This window comes from Bacillus sp. SG-1 (assembly GCF_000181495.1).
Lineage (GTDB): Bacteria > Bacillota > Bacilli > Bacillales > Bacillaceae_B > Rossellomorea.
Window position 1 is genome coordinate 13832 of record NZ_ABCF01000016.1, and the last position, 15965, is coordinate 29796.

The 15965-nt window shown below is 44.8% G+C and carries 14 protein-coding genes and 2 pseudogenes; 14 read left to right on the forward strand and 2 right to left on the reverse strand.

What is annotated here, in order from left to right:
• Positions 1-58 precede the first annotated feature (58 nt).
• Positions 59-1066 carry an IS1595-like element ISBsp1 family transposase gene (locus tag BSG1_RS09670; RefSeq protein ID WP_006836832.1) on the forward strand — a complete coding sequence of 336 codons (1008 nt, stop codon included), beginning with the start codon at positions 59-61 and terminating at the stop codon, positions 1064-1066.
• 58 nt (positions 1067-1124) lie between these two features.
• Here the strand turns inward: BSG1_RS09670 and BSG1_RS09675 are convergent, their stop codons facing one another.
• Entirely contained in the window at positions 1125-1475 is a 351-nt protein-coding gene (locus BSG1_RS09675; protein ID WP_006836833.1) for an LptM family lipoprotein, read from the reverse strand.
• Positions 1476-1648: 173 nt separating this feature from the next.
• On the opposite strand from BSG1_RS09675, the pseudogene BSG1_RS09680 reads away from it, so the two are divergent.
• The 8 genes and pseudogenes from BSG1_RS09680 to BSG1_RS09715 form a co-directional block, all read left to right on the forward strand.
• Positions 1649-1912 (forward strand): annotated as a pseudogene (locus BSG1_RS09680) (penicillin-binding protein); the annotation flags it as partial.
• A complete protein-coding gene (locus tag BSG1_RS09685; protein WP_006836835.1) occupies positions 1909-2757 on the forward strand; it encodes an alpha/beta fold hydrolase in 849 nt (282 codons plus the stop codon). The pseudogene BSG1_RS09680 and the gene BSG1_RS09685, both read left to right, overlap by 4 nt.
• A gap of 296 nt (positions 2758-3053) precedes the next feature.
• Complete coding sequence (uvrB, locus tag BSG1_RS09690) at positions 3054-5036, forward strand: excinuclease ABC subunit UvrB (protein WP_006836836.1); 1983 nt, start codon at positions 3054-3056, stop codon at positions 5034-5036.
• 6 nt (positions 5037-5042) lie between these two features.
• Positions 5043-7922, forward strand: a complete 2880-nt coding sequence (gene uvrA, locus BSG1_RS09695) for an excinuclease ABC subunit UvrA (protein WP_006836837.1) — start codon at positions 5043-5045, stop codon at positions 7920-7922.
• A gap of 503 nt (positions 7923-8425) precedes the next feature.
• Positions 8426-8749 carry a DUF4870 domain-containing protein gene (locus tag BSG1_RS09700; RefSeq protein WP_332248306.1) on the forward strand — a complete coding sequence of 108 codons (324 nt, stop codon included), beginning with the start codon at positions 8426-8428 and terminating at the stop codon, positions 8747-8749.
• 20 nt (positions 8750-8769) lie between these two features.
• Entirely contained in the window at positions 8770-9924 is a 1155-nt protein-coding gene (locus BSG1_RS09705) for a DUF4097 family beta strand repeat-containing protein (RefSeq protein WP_006836838.1), read from the forward strand.
• Between the two features lie 22 nt (positions 9925-9946).
• A complete protein-coding gene (locus BSG1_RS09710; RefSeq protein ID WP_052302382.1) occupies positions 9947-10129 on the forward strand; it encodes a PspC domain-containing protein in 183 nt (60 codons plus the stop codon).
• Positions 10130-10146: 17 nt separating this feature from the next.
• Positions 10147-10509 (forward strand): phage holin family protein, encoded by a 363-nt coding sequence (locus tag BSG1_RS09715; RefSeq protein ID WP_006836840.1) that lies wholly within the window; start codon positions 10147-10149, stop codon positions 10507-10509.
• Between the two features lie 375 nt (positions 10510-10884).
• On the opposite strand, the gene BSG1_RS09720 is transcribed toward BSG1_RS09715, so the two are convergent.
• On the reverse strand, positions 10885-11556 hold the full coding sequence (locus BSG1_RS09720) for an N-acetylmuramoyl-L-alanine amidase (RefSeq protein WP_006836842.1): 672 nt from the start codon (positions 11554-11556) through the stop codon (positions 10885-10887).
• Positions 11557-11810: 254 nt separating this feature from the next.
• On the opposite strand from BSG1_RS09720, the pseudogene hprK reads away from it, so the two are divergent.
• The 5 genes and pseudogenes from hprK to BSG1_RS09745 all read left to right on the forward strand — a co-directional run bounded on the left by hprK (position 11811) and on the right by BSG1_RS09745 (position 15868).
• Positions 11811-12745 (forward strand): annotated as a pseudogene (gene hprK / locus BSG1_RS09725) (HPr(Ser) kinase/phosphatase).
• A gap of 144 nt (positions 12746-12889) precedes the next feature.
• Complete coding sequence (lgt, locus tag BSG1_RS09730; protein WP_006836845.1) at positions 12890-13711, forward strand: prolipoprotein diacylglyceryl transferase; 822 nt, start codon at positions 12890-12892, stop codon at positions 13709-13711.
• Between the two features lie 29 nt (positions 13712-13740).
• Complete coding sequence (locus BSG1_RS09735; RefSeq protein WP_006836846.1) at positions 13741-14688, forward strand: nucleoside recognition domain-containing protein; 948 nt, start codon at positions 13741-13743, stop codon at positions 14686-14688.
• Positions 14685-15338 carry a pyrophosphatase PpaX gene (ppaX, locus tag BSG1_RS09740; RefSeq protein ID WP_006836847.1) on the forward strand — a complete coding sequence of 218 codons (654 nt, stop codon included), beginning with the start codon at positions 14685-14687 and terminating at the stop codon, positions 15336-15338. The genes BSG1_RS09735 and ppaX overlap by 4 nt, the downstream gene beginning before the upstream one ends.
• Positions 15335-15868: an acyltransferase gene (locus BSG1_RS09745; RefSeq protein ID WP_006836848.1), complete on the forward strand. Its 534-nt coding sequence runs from the start codon at positions 15335-15337 to the stop codon at positions 15866-15868. The genes ppaX and BSG1_RS09745 overlap by 4 nt, the downstream gene beginning before the upstream one ends.
• Positions 15869-15965 lie beyond the last annotated feature (97 nt).

Below are 15965 nucleotides of genomic sequence, written 5' to 3' on the forward strand. Positions count from 1 at the left end.
CTATTTTGACCATCCTTATAAGAGGTGGTAAAATACTCTTTCAGGAGGCGGTTTCTCAATGATTAAAGACATCTATGCCACGTTTTCAGACTTAACTAAACACGAACAAATCCAACTATTTAACCTTTTAAGAGAAGACTTTATCGATAATCAAGATGCTGATATGAAAGATGCATACAAAACAATTAGAGAAACCCGTTTTAAAGAGGGATTAGGCTGCATTCATTGCGGAAGTGTGAAGGTAAAGAGAAATGGCAAGTACAGAGAGAGGCAAAGATATCTTTGTCGTGACTGCGGAAAGTCATTTAACGAACTTTCAAATACTCCGATTGCAGGAACCCGTTATCTTGGTAAGTGGGCGAAGTATTTTCATATGATGGTGGAAGGCTATACGTTGCCTAAGATTGCTAAACGCTTAAAAATCCACATCTCTACTGCATTTTACTGGAGACATAAAATTCTTTTTGCTTTGCGTTCAATGGGTTATCAAATGTTGAAAGGGATTATTGAAAGTGACGAAACCTTCTTTAAAGAGTCTTTAAAAGGACGAAGAACACTGGACAGGAAACCTAAAAAACGTGGTGGCAGAGATAAATTGAGAGGTATTAGTCATCTTAAAATTGCTGTTGTGGTCGCTCAAGACCGAAATGGTCAAGTCATTGCTCAAAAGGCTGGAAATGGTCGTGTAAAAGAAGAAGAAATTGACGCAGTTATCGGAAGCTATATTGACCCGTCTTCTTTGTTATGCACAGATACAGCCACGAACTACAAGAAATTCGCTCAAATCAAGGCACTTAAACACGAACCGATAAACCTTAGCAAAGAGGGGTATGTCAAAAAGGGCATCTACCATTTGCAAAACGTCAATAACTATCATAAACGTTTAAAAGGCTGGATGGATAGGTTCCAAGGAGTGGCTACAAAGTATTTGGATAATTATCTTTACTGGTTCAGCTTCCTTCAGCAAAGTAAGAAGCTGGCTGAAAAGGAGCAGATAAACCAAATGCTTCTTAATGCTTGCCAAAATTCAAATAGTATTACCGTTAATTTCTTACGTGAGGTATAAAAAATCAGCCATTCCTATATGGAACGACTGTATTTCTTATTCCGTTAAGGCCTGACTTTTACTCAAAGGAGTTTGATTTGCTTTTTATTTCACCTTCAGGGGTTACGCTGTATTGTGCGATAGAACTTGTTGCTTCTCCCTCATTTGTTAGCCCGTCCTTTAAATTGAACGTTACTTCCCACGCTTTTGAGGAACTACTGAGGTGTGTATCATTTGAAAGTAACTCAACATTATCCATCTCTATATCCTCGTTGCTCTTCTCATTGAATTGTGCTAAGTCTTTCTCGAACTCCTCCATAGCAATTTCTTCAGCTTGTTCCTTAGTTATTTCTTCTGTCTCATTATTTCCACAGCCGACCAAAGAGAAAATTGCTAATAAGGATACTAATATAACAGATATTCTTTTCATAAATTTACCCCTCCTATTAATTAACTTTACGATAACAAACAGTAAAAAGTTTCATTTTTTTCAACTTCTAAAAACTGCCCGCTCGAATAAGCCTTTCTTTATATAATACCATAAAAAGTAAAATATTCCTTGTATGATTAAAAGCAACAATCTTTACGAAAAGAGCCAAAAAGAAAGACCTTCCGCGAAACGGTTTCTTCTGGTATGTACAGGGTGAGCCGGCAGCGGGAAGTGAAATGGGTGGGCGGGTGCCGAAGGGGTCTTATCAGATTCTTGGTGTCACCGGTCCGACCATTTTGGTGATCCCCGAATATAACGCTGTGGTCGTGAAGATGTATAACAAACGCTATAACTACGGAGCCGATAACTATCTTTATTACCTGAGAGAGTTCAGTAATCTTGTGGCTGATTGTTTAAAATCGGAGAGTTTTCGATGAAAAAATGGGAAAGAAGAATAGTAGAAACACCAAGAGGTTCATTTGAAATTTTTATAGGAGGAGAAGGAGACCCCCTGTGTGTCACCCATCACTACTCTGTGTTTAATGAGACCGGAGATTATTTTGCTGCAGAATTTACAGACACCCACAAGGTCATCCTGGTGAATCTGCGGGAAGCTGGAAACTCGGAAAAAGCCTCTGAGCACTATCAACTCAGTCTGCTGGAAACGGTATTTGATCTTGAAGCAATCAGGCGATCTTTGGGTTATAAGAAATGGGTTTTCGCCGGTCACTCGACGGGCGGCATGCTTGGCATTGTTTATGGAATCTATTATTCCAGCAGTTTGAATGGCTTGGTGGCAGTGGGGGCAGCAGCCAGGGACTACTACACTTTTTCAAAAGAATGTATCTATCATTTCGAACACCCGCAATTCCAGGTTATGCAAGACTATAATGAAAAGTTGAAGCGGAATGACTTATCCCAAGAGGAGAGGCGGGATATTTCTATTAAGCGGACAAAGTTGTCTATCTATGAACCCGAAAACTACCATGACTACTTTAGCAAAAACATACATAAAGGCTTATCGGCCATCCGCATGAATTATATGAACAGGGAACTGCAGGTATTCGATGTCACGAGGAAGCTGAAACTGATTGCGGCTCCTGCCCTGATCATATGCGGCAGGCATGATGTCCAGTGTCCGCTGGAATACTCGATAGAAATGGCTGAAGGAATTCCGGATGCTGAGCTGTCCGTATTTGAACGCAGCAGTCACTATCCGTTTTTGGAAGAGAATGAGCTATTTCATGAAAAGGTATCGTTGTTTTTCGGCAGACTTGATTGACCGGCGAACCCGGTCTTTTTTGTTTTTTGAGGTGTGCTTTCTAATAGATGGTTGCTTTTTAAGCTAACTCTTTTGGATTTGTTTACTAATGGTTGATTGTAGCGTAAGGTGTCTGAATTCCAGGGTGGGCGAAATGTAAAACTCTACCGGAATTAACACGAACTTTTGTTCGCTTATTGTTGGTTATTTCCAATGTGATTGTGGTAGAATGAGAATAATATAAAGAGAAGCTTTAGAGAACGGTCATACAGGGTATATTTGATATAGATAAGTCTATTTGAACGGGAGGCAGGATGGTGAAAGATCAATTTCAATTACATTCCAAATACCAGCCGCGGGGGGATCAGCCGGCAGCGATCAAGGAAATCACGCAGGGCATCCGCGATGGCAAAAGGCATCAGACACTGCTTGGGGCGACGGGTACAGGAAAAACCTTTACTGTTTCCAACGTCATCAAGGAAGTCAATAAGCCGACTTTGGTCATTGCTCATAATAAAACACTTGCCGGACAGCTTTACAGCGAGTTCAAAGAGTTTTTTCCCGACAATGCGGTTGAGTATTTTGTCAGTTATTATGATTATTATCAGCCGGAAGCTTATGTTCCACAGACAGATACATTTATAGAAAAAGATGCAAGCATCAATGATGAGATCGACAAGCTGCGCCACTCGGCAACTTCTTCATTATTTGAACGGAAAGATGTCATCATCATTGCCAGTGTCTCCTGTATATACGGTCTCGGTTCGCCAGAGGAATACCGCGATCTTGTTGTCTCATTAAGAGTAGGGATGGAGATTGAACGGAATCAGCTTCTGCGTAAGCTTGTGGATGTTCAATATGCACGGAATGATATTGACTTTAAACGCGGAACATTCAGGGTCCGTGGAGATGTGGTTGAAATTTTCCCTGCTTCAAGGGATGAGCATTGTATGCGGATCGAGTTTTTCGGAGACGAAATTGACCGGATAAGGGAAGTGGATTCACTGACCGGAGAGATTATCGGCGAGCGGGATCATGTGGCAATTTTCCCGGCATCCCACTTCGTTACCCGTGAAGAGAAAATGAGGGTCGCCATCGGGAACATTGAGCAGGAACTCGAAGAACAGCTCAAAGTAATGAGAGAAGAGAATAAACTTCTTGAAGCCCAGCGCCTGGAACAGAGAACAAGGTATGACCTTGAAATGATGAGGGAAATGGGCTTCTGTTCCGGCATCGAAAACTATTCCCGTCATTTGACCCTGCGTCCGTCGGGATCAACACCTTATACTCTGCTGGACTATTTTCCGGAAGACTTCCTTATTGTCATCGATGAGTCACACGTGACACTTCCGCAAATCAGGGGGATGTTTAACGGTGACCAGGCACGGAAAAAAGTCCTGGTCGATCATGGATTCAGGCTGCCATCGGCAATGGACAACCGTCCGCTGAAATTTGAGGAGTTTGAGCAAAAAGCGAACCAGCTTGTCTATGTTTCGGCAACTCCGGGCCCTTATGAAGGAGAACACAGTCCCGAGATGATTCAGCAGATCATCCGACCGACAGGCTTGTTGGATCCGACAATCGACATCCGTCCGATTGAAGGCCAAATTGATGACCTTATCGGTGAGATCAATGAACGGGTAGAGAAGAATGAACGTGTCCTCGTGACAACATTGACGAAGAAAATGTCTGAAGACCTGTCCGCGTATCTGAAAGAGATCGGAATCAAGGTGCAGTATTTGCATTCAGAAATCAAAACCCTTGAACGAATTGAAATCATCAGGGACCTTCGGATGGGCAAGTATGACGTCCTTATCGGAATCAACCTGCTGAGAGAGGGGCTGGATATTCCGGAAGTCTCACTCGTCACAATCCTGGATGCCGATAAGGAAGGATTTCTCCGTTCAGAACGTTCCCTTATCCAGACAATCGGCCGGGCTGCCCGTAACGCAAACGGCCATGTCATTATGTATGCAGATAAGCTTACGGATTCGATGCAAAAGGCACTGGATGAGACGAGCCGCCGCCGTGAAATCCAGATTGAATATAATGAAAAGCACGGAATCACCCCGCAGACCATCCAGAAAAACATTCCGAACCTTATCCGTGCCACTCATGCGGCAGAAGACCAGACGGAGTACGAAGGCGCACAAAAGAAGGTTACAAAGCTTACAAAACCAGAAAGAGAGAAACTTATTGCAAGTTTAGAAGGAGAAATGAAGGAAGCAGCGAGAGCGTTGGACTTCGAACGTGCCGCACAGCTGCGTGACACGATTCTAGAGTTAAAAGCGGAAGGATGACCTGAAATGGCTAAAGATCAAATTGTAGTACAAGGAGCAAGGGCTCATAACTTAAAAAATCTGGATATAACTATCCCAAGGGATAAGCTTGTCGTATTGACGGGCTTATCTGGATCGGGTAAGTCCTCTTTGGCCTTCGATACAATCTACGCCGAAGGTCAAAGAAGGTATGTCGAATCGCTGTCTGCTTATGCGAGGCAGTTTCTTGGGCAGATGGACAAACCGGATGTCGATGCAATAGAAGGGTTGTCTCCAGCCATCTCGATCGATCAAAAGACGACGAGCCGAAATCCCCGCTCCACAGTTGGAACGGTAACAGAAATTTATGATTATCTGCGTTTATTATATGCCCGCGTCGGAAGACCGATCTGTCCGATTCACGGGATTGAAATAAGTTCACAGACCATCCAGCAAATGGTCGACAGAATCATGGAATATCCAGAACGGACTAAGCTGCAGGTGTTGGCGCCGATTGTATCTGGAAGAAAAGGTACCCATGCCAAAACGCTTGAAGATATCAAAAAGCAAGGCTATGTAAGAGTGCGTGTAAACGGAGAGGTGCTGGACCTCGGGGAAGATATTGACCTTGAAAAGAATAAGAAGCATGACATTGAAGTCATCATAGACCGTGTTGTCGTCAAGGAAGGTGTAGAAGCGCGTCTTTCCGACTCACTTGAAACAGCTTTGCGTCTTGCGGATGGAAGAGTACTCATCGATGTGATTGGAGAAGAGGAGCTATTGTTCAGTGAGCACCATGCCTGCCCTCATTGCGGTTTCTCCATTGGTGAGCTGGAACCGAGAATGTTTTCATTCAACAGCCCATTTGGTGCCTGCCCGAGCTGTGACGGTCTCGGCTCTAAATTGGAAGTGGACGAAGAGCTGATCATCCCGATTTGGGACAAGTCCCTGAATGAAGGGGCGATTGCACCTTGGGAACCGACGAGCTCCCAATACTACCCGCAGTTATTAAAAGCGGTCTGCAACCACTTTGGCATCGACATGGATGTCCCTGTGAAAGATTTGCAGAAACACCAGCTTGATAAAGTGCTATACGGTTCCAAAGGGGAAGAAGTCTACTTCCGTTATGAAAATGACTTTGGACAGATAAGGGAAAATTATATTCAGTTTGAAGGTGTCATTCATAACGTCGAACGCCGATACAAAGAAACAAGCTCGGATTATATCCGTGAACAAATGGAGAAGTATATGGCACAGCAGCCGTGTCCAAAGTGTAAAGGGCACCGTCTGAAACCGGAAAGCCTTGCCGTGAAAGTAGACGCGCTTCATATCGGTGAAATAACGTCATTTTCCATTGAAGAAGCAGAAGCTTTCTTCGCTAAGCTGGAATTGACGGAAAAAGAAATGAAAATCGCCAACTTAATCCTGCGTGAAATCCGTGAAAGGCTGGGATTCCTGGTGAACGTTGGATTGGACTATTTGTCACTCAGCCGTGCAGCCGGTACCCTTTCCGGAGGAGAAGCGCAGCGAATCAGGCTCGCCACCCAGATTGGTTCCAGATTGACGGGCGTTCTTTACATCCTCGATGAGCCTTCAATCGGACTTCATCAGCGGGACAATGATCGATTGATTTCCACCTTGAAGAACATGCGGGATATTGGAAATACACTGATTGTTGTTGAACATGACGAAGACACGATGCTTGCAGCAGACTATTTGATCGATGTGGGCCCGGGAGCCGGAGTTCACGGCGGGGAAATCGTTTCTGCCGGTACCCCTCAGGAAGTCATGAATGATGACCAATCATTGACAGGCCAATATTTGAGCGGAAAAAAGTTCATTCCGCTGCCGGTTGAACGGAGAAAGCCGGATGGCCGCTATATTGAAGTGGTTGGAGCAAAAGAAAACAATCTGAAGAATGTCAAAGTGAAAATTCCTTTGGGTATCTTCACTTCTGTGACGGGAGTATCAGGATCAGGGAAAAGTACACTGATCAACGAAATTCTTCATAAGTCACTCGCCCAGCAACTTCATAAGGCAAAATCAAAACCGGGTGAGCATAAGCAAATCAAAGGTGTGGAACATCTCGATAAAGTTATCGATATTGACCAGTCGCCGATTGGAAGGACACCACGATCCAATCCGGCAACCTACACCGGTGTTTTCGATGATATTCGTGATGTTTTTGCCAGCACGAATGAAGCCAAGGTGCGCGGCTATAAAAAAGGCCGGTTCAGCTTCAATGTTAAAGGCGGGCGCTGTGAAGCCTGCCGCGGCGATGGGATCATCAAGATTGAAATGCACTTCCTCCCTGATGTGTATGTACCTTGTGAAGTTTGTCATGGCAAGCGTTATAATCGGGAAACCCTGGAAGTGACCTATAAAGGACAAAATATTGCAGATGTACTGGAAATGACGATTGAAGATGCTCTGCAATTCTTTGAAAATATACCGAAAATCAAACGCAAACTACAGACGATTGCCGACGTCGGCCTAGGATATATCAAGCTTGGACAGCCTGCAACCACCCTTTCAGGAGGGGAAGCTCAGCGCGTGAAGCTGGCATCAGAGCTGCATCGCCGTTCGACAGGCCGATCTCTCTATATCCTGGACGAGCCGACAACCGGTCTGCATGTAGATGATATAGCCCGTCTGTTGGTCGTTCTTCAGCGCCTGGTGGAAAATGGGGATACCGTCCTTGTCATTGAACATAACCTTGATGTCATCAAAGGTTCGGACTATCTAATAGATCTTGGTCCTGAAGGCGGAGACAAAGGCGGAACCGTCGTTGGTTCCGGCACGCCCGAAAAAGTGGCGGAAGTGCCGGAGTCTTATACAGGTAAATACCTGAAACCGATCCTCGAACGTGACAGAGAGCGGATGAAAAAACGAGTCAAAGAAAAAGAAGAAGTCGGCAGCAGCCGATGACAAATGTAAAACAACCCTCATGCTCATGCGATGAGGGTTGTTTTTTTATGTATTAGTAACAATTAAAAGAAAAATAGAGGACAACAATTCAATTTCGTTGATGAACATGCTGACTTATCAAGAAGGATATTGGTTTTAATTAAGGTTAGACCCGTAAAAGGTGTATTCTTTGAAAGCTTTATCCGCCTTAGTAATAACTATTGATTGGAGCGGAAGGTGTGCGAGCTCCTGCGGGAGTAGCGGGACAGGTGAGACCCCGCAGGCGCAGCCGAGGAGGCTCACCGCCCGCCCCGCGGAGTCGCACACCTGCAGCGGAGATCAGCTAGCACTATCTTTGTCTGAATTAAAACTAAAAACACATCCCGGTACGTACTGTTTCTCAGCCTGGAGGTGGAGGGAATAGAATCAAGGATATGGGATGATAGTTCTACAGAAAACAAAAGTTACTCTAACTGTGAAACCTTTAAGGAGTCCTAACGTAAATAGTACTATCAGAGAGAGGAGTGACTTCCTTGGAGACTAACAGATTGCTTTCATCGCTTTGTTACTTCAGCATCTTTTTTGCAGGATTTATTTTCCCGATTATCGTGTATTTTTTATCAACTGATCCTGATACGAAAAGACATGCAAAATCAGCTTTCATTTCCCATTTGCTGCCGCTGATAGCCCTGCCGCTGGTGATCGCGGGGATTTTCTTTGACATTGGTGTCTTATCAGCAGGAAGCGGTGTACCGATTTTCATCTTCATCGCCACAGGTTTTTCGCTGCTTGTTTCATTCGTTGTTGTTATTTGGAATGTGTATAAGGGCATTAAAGTACTGTTATAACTTAGAAGGAGTGAAGAAGGATGAACGAAGAACGCAAACGTATTTTGGAAATGGTCGAAAAAGGGCAGCTGTCCACAAAAGAAGCATTGACGCTGCTGGAAGCGTTGGATAAAGAAGGAGAAGCACCAAAGGAGAAAGCCTCTTATAAAGAAAAGGAAACAGATCTGCTGGATGACCTGGCCAATATTTTTACTGGAGAAAAAACAGGTGATTATGGAGATAAATCTTCCCAAACTTTCAATAATGGCAAAGATCGGCTGATTGATTTTTTTCAGTCTGCTCTAAACAAGGTCAAGAACTTTGATTTGGATTTTGAATTCAATAAGTCCATAGAACTTTCTCATGTTTTCCAGAAAACGGAGGTTGAGTCACTGAAAGAAATCGCGGTCGATGTGGCCAATGGAAAGGTAGAGGTACTTCCTTGGGACCAGAATGAAGTAAGAGTCGAGTGCCAGGTGAAAGTGTACCGAACGGATGACCTTGAAGAAGCACGGGAATCGTTCCTCGGCAACACCGATTTTTATATCGAAAATGGAAAGCTGAGGCTATCAACAGAGCTGAAGTGGATGAAGGTGAATTCGATAATCTATGTCCCGCAATCACAGTATGATAAGGTTTCGGTCAAAGTCTTGAACGGCTCTGTGAAGTCAGAGAGAATGATGGCTGACTCGTTTAAAGTGCGTTCAGGGAATGGAAAAGTGGAATTGAAGGATATGACGACGAAAAAGACTGAAGTCGATACTTCAAACGGTGCGATCCATTTGGCCAACATCTATTCAGACAGCGTGGAGGCGGAATCAATCAACGGAAAGGTATACTTGGAAGGTGACGTTAAATTGACAGACCTTCAGTCACTGAACGGTACCATCGTCTGCAGTCTTAGAGGCGAAAGGGCGGATACCCTGCATGCGAAGGCCGTGACAGGAGGGATCGACTTATATGTACCTGGGTCCCTCGGCCTGAAAGGGGAAGCGAAGTCCAATCTCGGCAGTTTCAAGATCGAGATGGAGGGTATTAACATAGTAGAAGAAAAAAATGAAGTGGTACAGAAGCATGTTCACTTTTCAAAAGACAGTGAATCTGATCAAAAGCTTCATATCTTTGCTCACACAAAGACAGGATCTGTCCTCATAAAAAAATCAGAAGAGAAGAATGATATGCAGGACAAATCATAAACTGAAAGAGAGGATGTACGACATGGCACTAGCTCGTTCACGAACAAATAAAGTCTTTGCAGGAGTACTTGGCGGTATCGCCGAACGTACCGGCATGAGTGCAAACCTATTAAGGATTATCTTTATTATTTTACTGATTGTGACAGGATTCTTTCCAATGGGTCTGGCATACTTGATTGCTGCGTTTGTACTCCCTAAAAGATAAAAAGGGGTAAAATTTGAATGAGATGGCTGATCGGAATTTTAATTAATGCGGTGGTCTTTGTCAGTCTTGCCGGTTACTTTGAAGGGTTTGAAGTATCTGGAATTGGGGCGGCTGTCATTGCCAGCTTCATTCTGGCGATATTGAATGTCCTGGTAAAGCCGATCCTGATTCTGCTGACACTGCCCGCTACCATTTTAACCTTGGGGCTGTTCCTGTTTGTCATTAACGCGGTCACCTTATTGCTGACCGACGGCCTTATGGGAGACAGCTTTGAAATCGATGGATTCGGGATGGCTTTACTTGCCGCGATTATCCTGTCCATCATCAACATCGCGGTTCAAAAAGCTGTCATTGAGCCGATGAAAAACAAAAAAGAGTGAGGGGCAGGAAAAACTGCTCTCACTCTTTTTTGTTATGTTACTGAAAGCATTGCAGTTAGGGGCTGGTCCGAGAAAATTAGTGGAGGATGCCGTCAAAGAGCTAGCTTTTGGTGATAAGAAACTTCCTACCCGCTCAAAATTCTACCTTTTTCTTGTCAGTATGTTTGAATCTCCATTTTTCAGGTAAATATATCCAGTTCCTTTCGTATTACAGCTCTGATTTGGTTCGCCAGATTAACCTGCGATGCTACGAAATGGAGTTGTTTTCATTTTAACCAAGCTAAAACCGCTGTCAGAACCTCACCGGCTGACATTCAGAAAGCCGCCCTCTTATTCCACCACACAAATCACAGCTTGCAAAATCTTTTCAACACCTTAATCACATGAAATAAACGATTCAAACCCGGCCTTCTTCAAGCGGGTAACTAAAGCTTCGGCATTTTCCTTTTTTGAAAAGGCACCGGCCTGGACTTTGTACAAGCTGTTTTCATCCGGCTTTTTTGTGAGCTTAAAGAAGTCTGCCAACGCAAGGGCAATCGCCTGACCGCACGTTTTTCGATATTGAGGCGACTTTAAGAGCTCTGCCTCTTTTTTATTTGTCATAAAACCGCACTCCACGAGGACCGACGTCATCTTTGTTTCTCTCAGCACATGAAAATCAGCAGCCTTCACTCCCCTGTTCACAAGGCCGGTCTTCGCTGCGAGACTGTTTTGTATGGCACTTGCCAGCCGGACTGCCGCTGGAGGCTTTGTCTTATGCACATACGTTTCCACTCCCCGAGCCTCGTTCCATCCGCTCCCGAATGCATTGGCATGTATGGAGATAAATGCATCGGCATTCATGCTGTTGGCAAAATCCGTTCTCTGTTTTAGACTGACATCCTCTTGATCAGAATGGGTAAAGAAGACTTCCGTATTTTCATAGGTGAGAAGGACCTCTTTTACAAATTGGGCTGCCGCTCTGTTGAACTCATACTCTTTCATTCCAGCCGGGCTCCGCTTTCCAGGCGTACTGAATCCGTGTCCCGCATCAATCACAAATCTCATTATTTTCCACCTCGCAAATCAATTTTCACTTGTTATATAGGGGGTGCAACAGATAGTGGACACCTCTCTGAAAAAATTACAGGTTTGCCGAGGTGGTAGTCTCCCGTGGAAAAGTGCTAAAATGGGTTAGGATAAATTCTTTACGGTCGTTTCCACTTAGAAAAATGTTCGAGACGGAAGCGGCTGGTTAAGAGACACTGTCAAAAACCTTAGGTACATATAAAATTTTGCATAAGAAAAAGGAGGACTTCTTTTTGGCAAAAGTACGCGCAAAAGATATCGTTGAAAAGTTTGATCTTGAATTGGTGAGCGGTGAGGAAGGCCTGCATCGTCCAATCGTGACAAGTGATATATCACGACCTGGATTGGAAATGGCCGGTTATTTTAACTATTATCCTGCAGAAAGAATTCAATTGCTTGGTAAAACCGAATTGTCCTTCTTGGAAAAACTGGATGATTCACAGCGAAAGTCAAGAATGGATCAGCTATGTACGGATATTACGCCGGGAATCATCATCAGCAGGGACATGCCGATTCCTCCTGAACTCGTGGAGGCTTCCAATCGGAATGATGTGCCGGTGATGAGAACACCGTTGAAAACGACCCGTTTCTCAAGCCGATTGACAAATTACCTTGAAAGCAAACTGGCTCCGACGACTGCCATCCATGGTGTATTAGTTGATATTTACGGTGTCGGTGTACTGATTACAGGGAAAAGCGGCGTTGGTAAAAGTGAAACAGCGCTTGAGCTAGTAAAAAGAGGCCACCGTCTAGTTGCCGATGATTGCGTGGAAATTCGCCAGGAAGATACGGATACGCTTGTCGGAAGTTCACCGGATCTGATTGAGCATCTGCTGGAAATTCGCGGGCTGGGCATCATCAATGTAATGACACTATTTGGAGCAGGTGCGGTTCGGAGCTATAAACGGATTACACTCTGCATCAATTTGGAGCTTTGGGATAAATCCAAGCAATATGACCGTCTCGGTTTAGATGAGGAAAAATGAGAATCATCGATACCGACATTACGAAATTGACGGTTCCGGTTCGTCCGGGACGAAACCTGGCCGTTATTATTGAAGTTGCTGCGATGAATTTCCGTTTGAAAAGAATGGGAGTAAACGCCGCCGAACAATTCACCAACCGCCTGAGTGACGTCATTGATGAAGGCGATCAGGAAGATTTCTAAAACGTGCTTTATCCCTTTACCGTGCTAAGAGGGACAGTCCCTCTTAGTGCATTAATGCGTTACTGCAAAATAGTGGACTGTCCCTTTTCGGGCGTTAATGTGCTAAAGGATTATTATGAGTTGAAGAATGGGAGTGTTTGAGGTATGGAGTCAACGATTAGACCGCTTGATCCGGTTGCATTTGAGTTCGGTCCACTGCAGGTTCACTGGTACGGGCTGATCATCGGATTGGGCATTGCATTGGCGTTATATTTGGCTGTGAAGGAAAGTGACCGCCTGGGACTGCCGAAAGATACATTCATCGATTTGATTGTCTGGGCGATTCCGATTGCGATCATTTCAGCCCGCATTTACTATGTCGCTTTTGAGTGGGACTATTATTCACAAAATCCCGGCGACATCATCAAGATTTGGAACGGCGGAATTGCCATCCATGGTGCCCTGATCGGATCGGTCGCGACAGCTTACTTTTTTGCCAGGGCAAAAGGGCTTTCTTTCTGGAAGATTGCTGATATTGCGGCACCGAGCATTATCCTTGGCCAGGCGATCGGCCGCTGGGGGAACTTCATGAACCAGGAAGCCCACGGTGGAGAGGTGAGCAGGCAGTTCTTGGAGAATTTGATGCTGCCTGAGTTTATTATCAATCAAATGTACATTAACGGAACGTACTATCATCCGACTTTCTTATATGAATCACTCTGGAATATTGCCGGTTTCATTTTACTGCTGGTCATTCGCCGGAAACTGAATCTCCGTGTCGGGGAACTTTTTCTTTCCTATGTCATCTGGTATTCCATCGGTCGTTTCTTCATTGAAGCAATGCGTACAGACAGTTTGATGCTGACTGAGTATCTGCGTATCGCCCAAGTGATTTCAATTGTGCTGATCGTTCTTGCAGTGGGCCTATGGATTTTCAGAAGAATGAAAGGTTATGCAGCTAAGCCGTATAATGACGTAGAAGCCTAGAGAATAATTGAACAAAGGGAGTATGGAGCATGCTTGGAACATCTATCAAAAACGGGTCGATTGCTGGTCTGAAGACAACGTGGTCATTGGGGAAAGTCATTTTTCCGATAACGATGATTGTCGTGCTGCTGCAGCATACACCGATTTTACCTTGGATCATTGAGAAGATTTCACCTTTCATGGGACTGTTCGGCCTTTCCGGGGACGCGGCAATTCCACTCGTGCTCGGAAACTTCCTGAATCTGTATGCTGCTATCGGGGGAATTCTTTCGCTTGATCTTACGGTAAAAGAAGTCTTTATCATCGCGGTCATGCTGAGCTTTTGCCATAATCTGCTGATAGAGTCTTCTGTTGCTGCAAAAGTCGGTGTGAAAATTTGGGTCATCCTGACAGTGAGAATCGGGTTGGCGGTCGTTTCAGCAGTCGTCATCAACCTTGTTTGGAACGGGGGCGGAGAGCTGGCGCAGTATGGAATGGTTCCTCCGCAGAATTCGAACCCTGAAGGCTGGGGGCAGATTTTTCTCCTTGCATTTGAAAAAGCAGGGTATGGCATACTGCAGCTTGCCTTAATCGTCATCCCTCTTATGATCGGACTTCAAATTTTAAAAGACAAAAAATGGCTTGCAGCGTTCTCAAAATGGATGTCACCGTTTACGAGAGCGATGGGGATGAATGCCAACACCTCCACAACAATGGCTGCGGGCCTGCTGATCGGCTTGGCTTACGGAGCGGGCGTGATGATTCAGGCCGTACAAGAAGACGGGGTCAGCAAAAAAGATGTCACCCTCGCCTTTATTTTCCTTGTCGCCTGCCACGCTGTTGTCGAAGATACCTTGATTTTTATCCCGCTCGGCATCCCGGTGCTGCCTCTGTTGATCATCAGGGTGGTCACCGCAATTCTTCTGACAATTACCGTCGCGTATATATGGAGACGTGCTGAAGTCACTAAAGCCAAAGGAAAGGAAGTAACGCTATGAGTAAAAAAATTACAACATTGTTATTCGACTTAGATGGAACATTGATTAATACAAACGAACTGATCATCTCTTCATTTTTGCATACGATGAATACTTACTTCCCGGATCAATACAAACGGGAAGATGTCCTGCAGTTCATGGGACCGCCGCTTGAGGAATCTTTTCTTAAAGTAAATCCGGATGCAGTGGAAGAGATGGTGAAAACCTACCGGACCTACAACCTTGAAAAACATGATTCTCTCGTTACTGAATTCGAAGGAGTCTTTGAAACAATTCAAACGCTGAGTCAGAACGGGTACAAAATGGCCATCGTATCAACGAAAGTTCGCGATGTGGTCATTAAGGGATTGAAGCTGACGAACCTCGATCAGTTCTTTGATGTCATCATCACCCTGGATGAAGTGGAAAATGCAAAACCGGATCCAGAGCCGATCAATAAAGCGTTGGAAGCTCTCGGGTCCACACCTGAGGAATCGATCATGGTGGGTGATAACCATCACGATATCCTGGCTGGTAAAAATGCCGGTACCTATTCGGCGGGAGTCGCCTGGAGTGCGAAAGGCCGGGAATATCTTGACCACTATGAGCCGGATTTCATGCTTGAAACAATGCCCGATCTTTTAGATGTGGTTGGGATGGAAAAGCGATGAGAAGGACGACCCGTTATAAAGTTGACGGGGCAAACTCTCTCTGGCACGTTTATAAAACCGTCCCATTCCTGAAGGTCGTCAAAAATTTTGTGGTGATCCAGCTGGCAAGGTACACACCTTTCCTGGGAATGAAAAACTGGCTGTACCGGAATTTTCTGAAGATGAACATCGGAAATGAAACATCATTTGCCTTGATGGTCATGCTCGATGTCATGTTTCCTGAAAAAATTTCCGTCGGGCGCAATACGGTAATCGGATATAACACAACGATCCTCGCCCATGAATACTTAATCAAAGAGTACCGTCTTGGTGAAGTGGAAATCGGCAGTGAAGTCATGATCGGCGCAAACACAACGATTCTTCCGGGCATCAAAATCGGGGACGGGGCCATTGTGTCTGCAGGCACCCTTGTGCATAAAGACGTCCCTGCCGGTGCTTTCGTCGGAGGAAACCCGATGAAGGTGATCTACACAAAAGAAGAACTCGCCGAACGATGGAAAGACGATGAAATTTATGGCAATAAAGAATGAAGGGATCCCCTTAGCTACTGTGGCTGAGGGGATTCTTTTGATTGGTGCCAGTGTCGAATTTTGCGGAACGGTCGATAAATCGGCAGAATCGCCGATA

Bases quoted from the DNA above. Each gene is read 5' to 3' on its own strand.
- BSG1_RS09670 (WP_006836832.1), top strand. From the start codon at position 59: ATGATTAAAGACATCTATGCCACGTTTTCAGACTTAACTAAACACGAA.
- BSG1_RS09675 (WP_006836833.1), bottom strand. From the start codon at position 1,475: ATGAAAAGAATATCTGTTATATTAGTATCCTTATTAGCAATTTTCTCT.
- BSG1_RS09685 (WP_006836835.1), top strand. From the start codon at position 1,909: ATGAAAAAATGGGAAAGAAGAATAGTAGAAACACCAAGAGGTTCATTT.
- uvrA (WP_006836837.1), top strand. From the start codon at position 5,043: ATGGCTAAAGATCAAATTGTAGTACAAGGAGCAAGGGCTCATAACTTA.
- BSG1_RS09705 (WP_006836838.1), top strand. From the start codon at position 8,770: ATGAACGAAGAACGCAAACGTATTTTGGAAATGGTCGAAAAAGGGCAG.
- BSG1_RS09710 (WP_052302382.1), top strand. From the start codon at position 9,947: ATGGCACTAGCTCGTTCACGAACAAATAAAGTCTTTGCAGGAGTACTT.
- BSG1_RS09715 (WP_006836840.1), top strand. From the start codon at position 10,147: ATGAGATGGCTGATCGGAATTTTAATTAATGCGGTGGTCTTTGTCAGT.
- BSG1_RS09720 (WP_006836842.1), bottom strand. From the start codon at position 11,556: ATGAGATTTGTGATTGATGCGGGACACGGATTCAGTACGCCTGGAAAG.
- lgt (WP_006836845.1), top strand. From the start codon at position 12,890: ATGGAGTCAACGATTAGACCGCTTGATCCGGTTGCATTTGAGTTCGGT.
- BSG1_RS09735 (WP_006836846.1), top strand. From the start codon at position 13,741: ATGCTTGGAACATCTATCAAAAACGGGTCGATTGCTGGTCTGAAGACA.
- ppaX (WP_006836847.1), top strand. From the start codon at position 14,685: ATGAGTAAAAAAATTACAACATTGTTATTCGACTTAGATGGAACATTG.
- BSG1_RS09745 (WP_006836848.1), top strand. From the start codon at position 15,335: ATGAGAAGGACGACCCGTTATAAAGTTGACGGGGCAAACTCTCTCTGG.